The organism is Candidatus Goldiibacteriota bacterium HGW-Goldbacteria-1, from assembly GCA_002839855.1.
GTDB lineage: Bacteria > Oederibacteriota > PGYV01 > PGYV01 > PGYV01 > PGYV01.
On sequence record PGYV01000006.1, the window covers coordinates 38,548 to 53,245 of the forward strand.

The following is a 14,698-nucleotide window of genomic DNA, read 5'->3' on the forward strand; positions in this document are numbered from 1 at the left end:
TCCCATAAATAAAGGCATACATCCGGCCGCGTCTTTACCTATGGGATAGGTGAATGTTGGTATTATCAAATTTCGAATCTCGAATTTCGATTCTCGATACACTTCCGTCCCTCACGCTTTAAACCGTCCCTCATGTTTTCCTAGCTGCCTAGCTGCCTAGCTGCCTAGCCGCTTCTCTTTCCTCAATTTTTCTGCTATAATCATCACAACTTTATTCATTTGTTTTTGTCCAAAAACGAATTAACGCCTTATATCAAAGGAGAAAAGATGACACTTAAACGGGTTTTAGCCACGGTATTTCTTCTTTCCATATTAAACTCTTACATTATTAGTGCGCCGATAACAGAGCAGATTATCGTTGACCAGATAGGGTACAGGACAACTGCCGACAAATGGTTTATGATTGCGGATCCAAGGACGGGTTATAACGCAGCTGTTACATACGTTCCGGGTGCAAGCGTGGAATTAAGGCGCGCATCTGATGATATATCGGTTATGACTATCCCCGTTACCGCATGGAATGCCGGCGCGGAACATTCCCAGTCCGGCGATGTGGTATGGCAGGGAAATTTTTCCGCATATACAACGCCCGGTACTTATTACATATTTGACACCACAAACAATACTCAGTCATTTGATTTTGATATTGCGGATGATACGTATAACACAATTCTTGAAAGCTCTGTTAAATCCTATTATTACCAGCGGTGCGGTACGGCAATTACCGGCGCTCACGGCGGTACGTGGACACATGCCGCTTGCCATACAACCACTCAACAGACTGCGCGCCTTTACGACGCATCACTTGGCGGCGATCAGGGAGCGGCAACCGCACGCGACATTACCGGCGGATGGCACGATGCCGGCGATTACAGAAAGTACACATCTTGGATGGCTGTTATAGTATGGGACTTGGCTTATGCTTACGAATGGAACCCGGACGCATTTTCGGATGCTACCGGAATTCCGGAATCTAACAATGGCGTACCGGATATATTAGATGAAATAAAATGGGAACTTGACTGGCTTTTGAGAATGCAGGGTACAAACGGCGCGCTTTATTCAGGCGCATTTGTCGTGACAGGAATAAACGGAACAGGAAACGGTATCGGAGACCCGTCAACAGAGAACAGGCAGTATTTTTATGCCAACTATTCAACAGCGGCCACAGGTTCCGGCTGTTCGTCATTCGCAATAGGCGCTCGCCTTTTTGCGCCTTATGAAGCAGCTTATCCGGGTTATTCCGCCGCGCTTCAAATCGCCGCCGAAAACGCGTGGGCTTATCTTCAGGCAAATCCTTCGAATATTACTTACAATCACACCGGGTTTGATAACGCCAACGCCAATAAAGGGGTTGATGCTGACAGGGGGCACAGGATAATGTCGGCAGCGGAACTATACAGGCTGACCGGAGATACAGATTATAGAACTTATATTGACGATCACTACGATGACCCGCCTTCTACCGGAGTGCATAATCCGATTACAAGCGGATATTTTGAAACAAGCGGTTCTTATGAAATTCAAAGGGGATTGATTTCTTACTGCCTGGTGCCGGGCGCCACGTCATCAGTTGTAACCGCGGTAAAAAATTCAATCAATCAGGGTATACAGAACCAGGCTTATGGCCAGCGCAATAACGACCCATATAAGTCTTATACTTGGGATGGCCATCACTGTTGGGGTTCAAACGGAATCAAATCTGAATGGGGCAATCTTTGCGTCTTTGGTAATAAGTTAAATGTTAACGCCGGGCTTTCTGCGGCATATTTAAAAACAGGCGAAGAGTATCTTCATTACATTCACGGGCGCAACCCTAACGCGTTTAATTACATTACACAGTCTCAGCTTTACGGCGCGGATAAGCCGATAAAGCAGATATATCACGGCTGGTTTCACCACGGCACGGTTTGGGATATAAATCCAGCGCCCGGAATATTATCCGGCGGGCCTAACTGGTACTTTGTTCCTGACGCTTCGTATATAGGCACAATAGAACCGCCGCAAAATCAGCCGCCCATGAAATCATATAAGGATTGGAACACAAGCTGGCCGGAAAATTCATGGGAAGTAACGGAAAATTCAACGGGCTACCAGTCGCGATACACTCTGCTTGCTTCGTTTTTCGCCTCTGCCGCGGGCCCGACAGCCACGCCCACATATACTTTTACCTATACCGATACAATAACACCCGGCGGGCCTACGTTTACTTTTACGCACACGCCCACTGAAACATTTACAAACAGCCACACTTCCACACAGACGCCCACGCCTGTAAGCGTGCTTTTTAATACCTGCGATACCATAAATTACAACGGCGCCTGGACAGAAACCGCTTCTACAATATCCATCAACACAATTGAAACAGCGGCCATTACGCAGGGGACAGGCGCGCTTCAGATTGATGTTGAAACAATTGCGGCATGGCAGGACGGAATAGCATCACTTGGCGGTTTTGTTCCGTCAGACTGGAGCGGTATTGCACGCATTGAAATGGATGTTTATATCGCGCCCGGCGAAGAACCTTGGGGCGCGGCAGATACTTATCATCAGCTTGTATTAGTTGTGGATTCAAATGATACTTCAAAATGGTACAGGACTATTACAGCAAATCAGAATATTACAACAGGCATGAACCACCTGGTGTTTACAATAAACTGGGCACTTGATTTGGACCCTGACCCGATACTGCCCATAGACGCAATTAGCAATCTTACATTTATTATAAATTCAGAGACAGGAAATACAGGGACGTTATATTTTGACAATATGATCCTTTATTCAACAGCATCCCCGGAGACACCAACCGCCACGATAACACTTACCCCGGTAATTTCCGCGACGGCAACAGCGACAGTTACAATGACAGAAGTATTATCCGCCACGGCGACATTAACAGCAACTGCAACAGTTACAATGACAGAGGTGTTTTCGTTAACTATAACCAAGACGCCTACCGCGACAGTAACTGTAACACAGGATATATCATCCACATCGACGCCGACGGCAACGGCAACAGGAACTTCGACGGTGGAGGTCTCCGCTACATCAACACAGACAGCAACCCCCACGGCAACGCATACGGAAGAATTATCCGCGACAGTTACAAATACAATCACTGTAACAATAACAATTACTTCGTCCTTAACTTTTACGGCAACGCCGACCATAACGCTGACGCCGGTTATTTCCGCTACAAATACGGTTACAAGGACAATTACTATCACGTCATTTACATCTCCGACACCAACAGTTACGCCTTCTATAACAGCCACTTTTACACGTACAATCACGGTGACGGTTACTCCCACTGTTACAAATATTATAAACACATTAACCCCAACCGTTACGCTTACACCGGCAATTCAGGAAGGGGATAAACAGGAAATTACAGATGTATTTATTTACCCGCATCCGTTTAACCCTGAATCTGACGAGATGAAAATGTTTATCAGATACAAGCTTTCAAAAAGTACAGGGTTGGTGAAACTGCGTTTATATTCGTCGGCGTTCAGGCTGATAAGCGAAACAGAAATATCCCAAAACTGCACCCCGGGAATAAACACCGGAAGCGTAAACAGGGGAAAACTGAAAAACCTTTCCACAGGAACGTATTATTTTGTGTTAACCACAGATAACGGCGAAGGCGAAATTAAAAGCAAGGTGGATAAACTGATTATAATGAAGTAGACGCTTGGATGGTTAGATGGTTAGAGGCTTGGTTAATTCTTATGTCTTGGTAGACGCGGGTCTTTAGCCCGCGTTGTTTTGATTTGATTATGTAAAAACGGACCAACTGCCGCGGGCTAAAGACCCGCGTCTACCAAGACTAAAACAAACCGACCCTCTGCCCATCCAACCTTCCGACCTTCAGTTTTTACTTCCGTCCCTTCGTTCCTCATGTTTTTCCTAGCTGCCTAGCTACTTAGCTGCCAAGCTGCCGCCTTTTAAACCATTTGACACTTTTGCCCTAATTTTGTATATTGTTTAAACGGTTAAACAATACGCCTTTATTAATATTATCGGGAGAAAACTTTGCTGCGCAGAACGCTTTTTACAGTGATGGTTTTGCTTGTTTTTATTACCGGCCTGCGCGCTTCTTCTATAATACCAACCCAGGCGTGGTCGCGCGATGTGGGCGCTTCCGGCTATACCGACGGCGCGCCTATAGGCGGCTTTGGCGCAGGAACAATTACATGGAAAAATAACGGGGATTTTTACCTTTCACGCCTTGACATTGGCGCCGGCGATGAAACGGGAACTTTTACCGCGGCCAACACTAACTGCAAATTCTTTATGTATCAGAAACCGGCGTCAGGTGCGGCTACAGTACAGCGCCTTGATTCTGCTAACTTAGGCACAGGGCAGGCTGTTTACAATTCGCTTTTTCCTTTTGCGTGGGTCAACTATTCCGGCAGCAGGTTTAATGTAAAAGCAAAAGTGACGCAATACTCTCCGCTTATTCCCGAAGATTATCAGCGCGTAAGTTATCCTGTGGGCGTTTATGAATGGGAGCTTACAAACCCCACAACCCAGAACTATGACGCGGCAATAATGTTAACGTGGGAAAATCCCTATGGTTCTTCGGCTTCGCTTGTAACGGACGGAAATTATACCGGCCTTGTTTTAAACAAAGCAGGCACAGGCACGCCAACGCTTGAAACACAGGGTGAGTTCTGCCTTGCGTCTTTATCATCGGCGAACGTTACAGTCACAAGAATGTCAGCGGCAAACAGGGCCGCCCTTGAAACTGATTTTTCCACGGACGGCGCGCTTTCAAATACAGTCGGCAGCAACACAATAGGCGCGGTTGCTTTTAAGGTCACCCTTGCGCCGGGTCAGACAGTAAGGATTCCAATAATATTATCGTGGGACATTCCAATAACACAGTCGCAGTATAACGCCAAGTGGTACAGAAAATATACGCAGCACTTTAACCGCCTTGGGACAAATTCGTGGGCAATAGCGCGTGAAGCGCTTGCTGACAGGTCTGTGTGGGAACAGAAACTTGATGAATGGATTCACAGGATAACCGATAACCCCAATTACCCCGAATGGCTTAAATCCATGCTGTTAAATGAAATGTATATTTATTTTACCGCAGGCACATACTGGGAAGCGGGCGCTGCTTCAGGGCAGGCGGACAACCCTTCGGAAAATATGTTTTCGCATCTGGAATCATATATTTATGATTTTTACGGCACGTCAGACGTAAGGTTTTACGGTTCATGGGCTTTGTTCATGAACTGGCCGGAAATTGACAAGCAGTGCATAAAACAATTTTCAGACTCTGTTTACAACAACCGCTCTGACAGGCCCGCGGGATTAGGGACAACCGCGCACGATATAGGTTCAAGGGCCGATGTCTTTACACGCTGGAACGCTTACGTGTACAGGGATTCCACAAACTGGAAAGATTTAAATTCCAAACTTGTGCTTATGGTTTACCGCGACTGGCACTTAACAGGCAGGACAGATTCGGCTTTTCTTGATTACTGCTGGCAGCCGTGCAAAATAGCAATGGAAAAAACCGCAACGCAGGACGCGGACGGCGACGGGCTGCCGGATTCCAACGGTATAGACCAGACTTATGATGACATGGATTTAACAGGCGACACTTCATACTGCGGCGGGCTGTATCTTGCGTCATTGCTTGCGGCAAAAGAAATGGCGCTGGCAAAGGGCGAAACCGCGCTTGCGCAGACGTATCAGGACAGGTTTGATTTCGCGCAGCCCAACTTTGAATCACAGCTGTGGACGGGGCAATATTACAGGATTGATACTGACAGCCATGATCCAACCAGGATAATGTCAGACCAGCTGTGCGGTCAGTGGTATAACAAAGCGCTTGGGCTTCCCGGAATAGTGTCAGACGCCAATGCGGTTTCTTCTTTTCAGAAAATATACGATAATAATTTTGCCAAATTCGGGAACGGCACGCACGGTGTAATTAACGTAATGAACGCGAACGGTACAATAGACACAACTTCAAGCCAGACAGAAGAATGCTGGGTTGGCACTTCGTGGGGCGTTGCCGCGGGAATGATTCATCAGGGAATGGAAGCGCAGGCTGACGATATAGGCCAGTCGCTTTTAAACACAATCTGGAATACCGGGCAGTACTGGTTTAGGACACCCGAAGCGTTCCGCGTTAACCTTACAATACCAAGGGCGTTTTATTATATGAGGGCAACAGCGGTGTGGGCTGTTAAACACGCGTATGATTCCGTACATCCCGTGCCCACTTATACGCCTTCGCCCACTGCCACGAATACCAATACCTGGGACCCCGCGTATCCAACATATACTTTTACCAATACAGCAACGGCAACCAATACAAGTACTTATACCCATACAGCCACAGTAACGCCTACATTTGCCGACATCAGGGTAAACTGCGGCGGGGCGGCACACAATGACGGAACGCATATATGGGCGGCGGATTATGGTTACACCGCGGGTACGGCGGCAGGGCCTTCGGGTGCGGTTGCGGGCGCGCCTGCAGGGCAGGGAACGCTTTATCAGACCGAAAGATGGGGAATGTCCGCGTACACTTTTAATAACATTCCTTTTGGCACTTATGATATAACTTTAAAATTTGCGGAGACGTATTCGGGCGCTTATTCTGTGGGTGCAAGGGTATTTGATGTATTTATAGAAGGCACACGCGTACTTGATGATTTTGATATTTTTGCCGAAGCCGGCGCAAGCACGGCGCTGGATAAAGTGTTTAGCGCCGTTCAGGTTTCTGACGGAGTCTTAAATATTACTTTTTCGGCATCTGTTGACAACGCTAACATTACCGCCATTGAAGTTGTGCTTGTTTCGCAGATGCCCACTTCAACGCACACTTCAACCGCCACGCGCACGCCCACCGCCACTTCTACTTATACAGCCACGGACACACAGACACCTGACCCGTTATGGACAAAGACTTTTACCTATACATATACGGACACGGCAACAAACACGGCAACTTATACTTATACAAATACATATACAATCACAAACACGCCTACAGCCACGTTTACCGCCTCAATCACGCCCACGCGGATTGATGACCTTTTTATTGACTGCGCGTCCAATGATAATTACACAGACGGGCAGGGAAATATCTGGCTTGCGGATCAGGCGTATGGCGGCGGCAACGCGTGGGGATATGTCACAGCAGGTTCCACAAATGACTGGTACACCGGCGAGATTACCTTAACAAATGATGACGAACTGTATCAAAGCGAAAGGTGGTCGGGCAGCGGCAATACACTTTTACAGTATAACGCGGATACGGGAAATGGGATGTTTGAAGTTGAACTTCATTTTACAGAAGGGTTCTGCACGGCTGCGGGATGCAGGCAGTTTAATATCGCCCTTGAATCGCTTACAGTTGAAACCAATCTTGATATATACGCGGAAACAGGCGCGCAGCGTGCGGCGCTTGTAAAAACTTATTACGTTGAAGTTACAGACGGCACTTTAAATATTAATCTTACTCAGGGAAGCGCGGACTGGCCGCTTATTAACGCGATAAGGATAAGTACGTATTATCCTCCCACAAACACGCCTACAAATACAGTCCCCGAGACACCCACATATACTTTCAGCGCCACAAGTACGTTCAGTAATACGCATACATATACAAATACACAAACTTATACTCAGACTCCCGTATCTACAAGCACTTATACTGATACCGCCACGCACACTTACACGGACACATATACTGAAACCGCCACAAACACACCTGTAAATACAGACACAAATACAAACACCGCCACATACACGCATACATACACGGTAACTGATACAGCCACAGACACGCATACAGCAACCATAACTTATACCCCTTCGGATACGGTTACAGGCACACCGCCGTCAACGCACACGTTTACGGACACGCCCACAGAGACTTACACATATACATTCACACAGACTTATACTGAAACTCCTGCAGACACGTTTACGCACACCCCTGAAAATACCAATACAAATACACCCCAGGATACTTTCACACATACTTATACAGCCACATACACTTATACTTCAACAAATACAAACACAAGCACAGAAACATATACGCCTACTATTACGAATACCTTTACAGACACAATTACACCCGGCGGCCCCACGCTTACGTTTACTGATACGCCGACAGAAACCGGCACACCCACGCACACACATACAAGCTCAAATACAAACACCGCAACAAATACAAACACAGTTACTGATACGGCGACAAATACAGCAACTGATACCGTAACCCATACAAATACATACACCGCAACATTTACCGCCACATACTCACAGACACCGTCATATACATCATCACTTACAGAAACTCCTGTTTTTACGCAGACACACACGTTTACTTATACGGCCACAGAAACGCCTGTCTTTACAGCAACACCGACATATACAAAGGTTCCCGCGGACAAACAGGAAATTACAGAAGTACTGCCATACCCAAATCCGTTTAACCCGTCGCGTTATAACTATGTAAGGATATCATTTAAAATAGCGCAGCCGGATACAGAACGCCTTTCGTTGAGGATATATTCATCGTCATACAGATTAATAAGGGAAGTATCGTACGAACGTGATGCCCTTACGCAGATTGTGAACAGGGGATACATACAATACGAATCCAAACACCTTGAAACTTTATCCAACGGCACATACTATTTTGTCCTTTTAGCCGGAGAACAGGGCGACGAAACAAGAAGCAGGGTGCAGAAGATTATAATTATTAAATAGAGGCTTGGACGCTTAGATGCTTAGATGCTTGGCAACATAGAGTCCGCGCGTTTTTGCTTTTGCTCTTGTAGGGATAGCGCTCCCGCGCTGTCCGGCTCTTTTTGTTTGGTATTAAATGTTTGGTAGGCGCACCTTTTAAGGTGCGGTAGTTGATTTTTTCTTTATGTTCTGGATCTTTTGTCCTGGTAGACGCGGGTCTTTAGCCCGCGGCAGTTATCTTGTCTTGGAACTTGTAGGGACGGCGTTCCCTCGCTGTCCGGTTCTTTTGTTGTCTGGTATTAAATGTTTGGTAGGCGCACCTTTTAAGGTGCGGCAGTTGATTTTAATCTGTGAATTAAATCAAAACAACGCGCCCTGAAAGGACGCGGCTACCACTGCCAAAACAAACTGACCCGCCGCCCCTCGCGTTTTAAACCGTCCCTCCGTGCATCTGTCCCTCCGTCCCTCGTGTTTTCCCAAGCCTCTAACCATCCAAGCTTCCAAGCCTCAGTTGTTAAAAAAACAGTTGTCTGAACAAATAATTTCTGTTGACATCAGGCGGGATAATATATATACTTGTCCGAACAACAATATAGTTGCTTAGACAAGTATTAACATTCCGTTAACTGTAAATTAGCGGAAGGAGAGCAGGTTGAGATGACAGAACAGAAAAAGGATAAAAGCCTGAATAACCAGGTGGGTTGGAACCTTTACCGCACGGGCATGATGATGCGCAGGGAAGGGGCAAGAATGCTTATGAGGTATAACCTTACCCCGGAGCAATGGCAGATAATGATGATACTTGGAAGCAAAGGGGCGCTTACGCAGAAGGCGCTTGGCGATATTACGCTTCAGGACGCGCCTGCTGTTTCAAGGGCTGTTCAGCGCCTTATAGGAAAAAATTACGCCAAGAAAAGTTCAAGCGATAAAGACAAAAGGGCTGTGCAGGTGGAAATTACCGATAAGGGCGTGCTGCTTCTTTCGGATATTGTATTAAGAATGAAAAAAGCGCACAGGGTTAAAGATATTTATCAGAACTTTTCTGATGCTAAAAAAAGGCAGCTTATAAAACTGCTTACTGAATTACGGTCAAATTTGGAAAATAATATACATCCGGATAACTTTGGAGGAGAAAAATGAAAAGATTAATAGCACTGGTTTTAAGCGCGGTATTTATCGCGGGCACGGTATCGGCGGAGCCTTTGGCATTTAATGACGCTTTAAAAAACGCTTTTGAAAAAAATACATCCATAACAAAAGCGTATTCGGACTATAAAATTTCAAAAGCGGTGGTAGAACAGACATACGGCATGTTTGATGTAATGCTTGATGCCGGCGTCAATTATATAGAACAGAGGGACCTTGCAACTTCCCCGCTTTCGCCGTCCGAATTAAAAGTCCTTTCATATAATGTGGGGCTTTCAGAGAAAATATTCACAGGCGGGTTTCTTGGGTTAAAACTTACAAACGACAGAACCACAATGCTTTATGGTGATATTGACCCCATGATGGCGGCGTTTTTAGGGCCGGCAGAAACATACGACCCTTCGCTTTCAATATCCCTTTCTCAGCCTCTGTTAAAAGGCGTATGGGGCAGGCCTGATGAAAAAGCCATTGAGATAGGGAAAAAATCCATCCTTCTTTCAAAAGAAGCCCTGAAAAATACTGTTTATAATCAGATATCAGCCCTGCGTGAATCGTTTTATTTTGTATATATGTCCGATGAAATGCTGAAAACACAGAAAAAGCTGTACGAAGACGCAAGCAAGTTCTATAAGGAAACGCTGAATTTAAAGCAGATAGGAATGAGGGAAACAAAAGATGTTTATCAGACGCAGGCTTCCTTATTATCGGCTGAAGCGGGCATTACACCTGCCGAGAATCAGCTTAAGTTTGCCAAAGAACAGTTTTTGAACCTTGCGGGTTACTCTGACGCGCAGTGGGAAAATATAGAAGTTGAAATGACAGGCGCTGTTGAAGAAATAGAGATTCCCGGCGGACTGAATTCCCAAATGGAAGAAACCCTTGTTGATTTTCAGCCCGAAGTTGTAATGGCAAAGCTGGGGATGGATATGACCGGAATTGAAGATGATATGAAATTCGCGGACATGCTTCCGGAACTTAACCTTATCGGCAGCTATGGAATTGACGGGCTTGGAACAGATATGGACGGTGCGTTTGATACTCTGTCCACAAATAATTACAATAACTTTATGGTGGGCGTGAATCTTAAATATTCATTTCCTAACAGGGGAAACATAGCCGCAAAAAGCCAGACAGAAGAAAAACTGAAGAAAGCCCGGGAAGATTATGAATTTTTAAGAAGGCAGATGAAGATAATGATAAGGGACGGGTACAGAAAACTGCTTTCCGCTAAAAATGATTATGAAAAGAAAAAAGAAGCCACAGAACTTCAGAATAAAAGGCTTGGTATAGAAGAAAAAGATTTTAAACAGGGCAGGTCTTCAACAAGGGAACTGTTAATGGCGCAGACAGACGCTTCAACCGCAAAGTTAAGCGAGATAGGTTCTTTTATTACATATATTCAGGCGGTAAATAACTGGAGTAAAATTTCGGGAAAATATAACGGGTATTTTGAAGAATACCTTAAAGACAAGGAGTAATTCATGGGCCTGATACGTTATTTTGTAAAGAAAAGTATTTTAGTAAATTTAGTGGCGGTTTTCATCACGTTAATCGGTTTCTTTATGTTCTTTACATCCGCAAAGGAAGTGTTTCCAAATATTCAGATGGGTTATATTGTAATAACAACCGTATATCCTCAGGCTGGTTCCGAAGAAGTTGAAAAGCTTGTCACCATACCCATTGAAAACGCCATAGAAGATGTTGACGGGATTGATAAAATCACTTCCTGGACATCTGAAGGCATGTCAATGATAGGAATAGAACTTGTCGCTGACGCTAATATCAAAGAGGCTCTTGATGATATTGAAAAAGCGGTTGATGCTATAAGCGATCTGCCGGACGAAGCAATGGACCCCAATGTTTTTGAGATTGCGTCTGATATCTTTCCGGTTATTAATGTCTCTGTTTCCGGCGGCAAAGATTATGCACAGCTTAGGGAAGCTTCAAAAAGGCTTGAAGAAAGGCTTCTGGAAGTAAAGGGTGTGGGTGAAATTGAAATGTGGGGTTATTACGACAAAGCCCTTTGGATAGATGTAGACAAGAACGAACTTGACAGATACGGCCTTACGCTTTTTAACTTCATTTCAACACTGCAGGACAGGGATATTTCAATGCCCGCGGGAAACAAGACGTTTGACAGGTATGAATACGCGGTAAGGTTCCTGTCTCCCATGGACAGCAAAGAAGATGTTGAAAATGTAATCTTACGTTCTAATGATGCGGGCAGAAAACTTCAGGTAAAAAATGTCGCTGAAGTAATTGACGGTTTTCAGGACGAAGATATGTACCTGCGTTCGCAGGGCCAAAGGGCTGTTCTGTTTGATGTTTTAAAAAATCAGGGCAAAGACAGCATTAAAATAGCAAAGCAGGTCCGTGAAATAGCGCTTAACCTTGAAAAAGAATTCAACGGCGATATTAAAGTTTCATTTTCCAATGATATGTCCATTTACCTTCAGGACAGGCTGGATGTGCTTTATTCAAACGGCGCTTTTGGAGCGCTGCTGGTTGTGGGCATGCTTATGCTTCTGCTCCGCCCATCCATAGCTGTTTTTACCGCGCTTGGCCTTCCGGTGGCTTTTGGAATATCATTTTTTGCAACAAACCAGTTGGGCATTTCGTTCAACATGATGTCAATTTTCGGTTTCATAATGGTTCTGGGTATGCTTGTGGATGACGCGATTGTTGTCGGAGAAAATGTCTACCGGCATATGGAAATGGGAAAGGATACATATAACGCCGTTGTGGACGGGACATCGGAAATGATAATGCCGGTTATTGCTTCTGTGTCAACCACTATCGCGGCATTCTCGCCGCTGATGATGATTGGCGGCATGATGGGAGAATTCCTATCTGCCATCCCCAAAGTTATAATTATTGCATTGGCAGCGTCTGTAATAGAATGCTTCTTTATTCTGCCTTCTCATCTGGCGGATTTTGTAAAGCAGAAAACGCGCGGTAAAGGCGAACAGTTACAGGAGCATTGGTTTGAAGTGCTTAAGGAAAAATACGGCAAACTTCTGGAAATATCCCTGTATAAAAGGGGTACAACCGCGGTTCTGATAGCCCTTATGTTTATTTTTGGAATAGGGCTTGAAATGAGAAACGGTTTTTCTTTTACTGATTCACAGGTAAATGAAATAGAGATAAAACTAAAAACTAATAAAGAGTTTTCAGTGGATGATACGGAAAGAATTGTCAAAGATATAGAAAAAATAGTTTTGGAGCTTGATCCAAAAGACCTTGAAGCGGTTAACAGTTTTGTGGGTATGTGGAATTCCACAAACGGCCCGCCGACTTTTGCCCCGAATATCGGAAATATTGCGGTAATTCTTCATATAGAAGATAACAGAAAGACGAAAGACGCCAATAAGATACTTGAAACGTTAAGAAACCGCATAGGCATGCCGGAAGGCGTAAAGACCCTTGATATTAAAGTTGTTAAAGGCGGCCCGCCGTCAGGCGAAGAAATTGATGTCGCCATATCCGCGGACAGTTTTGACAGGGCGGTTGCGGTTTCAGAAGAGTTTATGGAAGCGGTAAAAAAGATTAATTTTGCCGATACTAAAAAAGATTCCGCCGCGTTTTATAACCCTGTTGCTTCTTTAAATACGGATTTTGAAGAGGGCAAAAAAGAATTAAGGTTTGTTGTTGATGAAGCAAAAGCTTCAAGGGCGGGGGTAAACCTTACGCAGGCAAGTATAATAATGAGGTCCGCGATAGCCGGTTTTAAACTGAAAACCATTAAAAAACTGGGCGAAGACATAGAGGTTAAAGTAAGGGTGAACGAACAGTCAATTGCCACTATTGATGATGTGCTTCAGTTAAAGGTGCCAAACATGATGGGCAACAGGATTCTGCTGCGGGAAATCGTGAAAGTTGAACAGGGCACAACATATTCGCAGTTAAAGCATATTGACGGCAAAAAGAGCGTATCGGTAATTGGAACTCTTAAAAAACCCGTTAAAAAAGACAAAGGCGAATCAAACGTCGTTAAAGCAGAAGCGGATAAAACTGAAAAAACAAAGATAAAAAAAGAACCAAATATAAATGTTAACTTTTTTAACATGAAGATGAAAGGCGTTATTAAGGAATTTGAAGAAAAATATAAAGATGTGCGCTTTGAAACAGGCGGCGAGCAGGAAGCTATGGCGGAAGGTTTTCAGGATTTGGGAAAAGCTTTTGTTGTCGCGCTCTTTCTGATATTTATTATCCTTGCGACGCTGTTTAACTCGCTTGTTCAGCCGTTTATAATAATGCTTGCCATACCTTTTGGGTTTATAGGCGTTATGTGGACGCTTGTATTCCACGGCATGTCAATTTCATTTATGGCATTCATGGCGTTTGTGGGTTTAACGGGTGTTGTTGTAAATAATTCTCTTATTATGGTTTCTTTTATAAACGGCCTGATTGCGGAAGGAAAATCCTTTGAACACGCGATTATTGAAGGGTCTAAAACAAGATTAAGGCCGATAGTGCTTACGACTTTCACCACGGTAATCGGGCTTATGCCGCTGGGATACGGATGGTTTGGCGGAAATGACCCTATGATTACGCCTATGGCGGTTGTGTTTGCGTGGGGGCTGCTGTTTGCCTCTTTTGTAACGCTGTTCATTATTCCAAGTTTTATGGTAACTGTTAATAATCTTAAAATTTCCATAAAAAGAAAACTTGGAAAAGGCGGGGAAGAGAAAAAGGCTTTCAGTAAGAAAGAAAGCAGTCAGAAGATAAGTTAAATGGAAATCCCGGATTTATTTTACCGGGCATAACAGGCTGAATGTTATAATATAGTGGAAAGGCCGTTTACGGTTTTTCCACTATATAT

The 14,698-nt window shown here is 44.6% G+C and carries 5 protein-coding genes; all 5 read left to right on the top strand.

Features of this window, described 5'->3' with window-relative positions:
* The first annotated feature begins 267 nt into the window (after positions 1-267).
* The 5 genes from CVV21_07590 (at position 268) to CVV21_07610 (ending at position 14,609) form a co-directional block, all read left to right on the top strand.
* On the top strand, positions 268-3,690 hold the full coding sequence (locus tag CVV21_07590; GenBank protein PKL91438.1) for a hypothetical protein: 3,423 nt from the start codon (positions 268-270) through the stop codon (positions 3,688-3,690).
* 345 nt (positions 3,691-4,035) lie between these two features.
* Positions 4,036-8,751 (top strand): hypothetical protein, encoded by a 4,716-nt coding sequence (locus tag CVV21_07595; GenBank protein PKL91439.1) that lies wholly within the window; start codon positions 4,036-4,038, stop codon positions 8,749-8,751.
* 636 nt (positions 8,752-9,387) lie between these two features.
* Positions 9,388-9,870: a hypothetical protein gene (locus CVV21_07600; GenBank protein PKL91440.1), complete on the top strand. Its 483-nt coding sequence runs from the start codon at positions 9,388-9,390 to the stop codon at positions 9,868-9,870.
* On the top strand, positions 9,867-11,354 hold the full coding sequence (locus CVV21_07605; protein ID PKL91441.1) for a hypothetical protein: 1,488 nt from the start codon (positions 9,867-9,869) through the stop codon (positions 11,352-11,354). Before CVV21_07600 ends, CVV21_07605 begins: the two co-directional genes overlap by 4 nt.
* A 3-nt stretch (positions 11,355-11,357) precedes the next feature.
* Entirely contained in the window at positions 11,358-14,609 is a 3,252-nt protein-coding gene (locus CVV21_07610) for a hypothetical protein (protein PKL91442.1), read from the top strand.
* Positions 14,610-14,698: the final 89 nt, after the last annotated feature.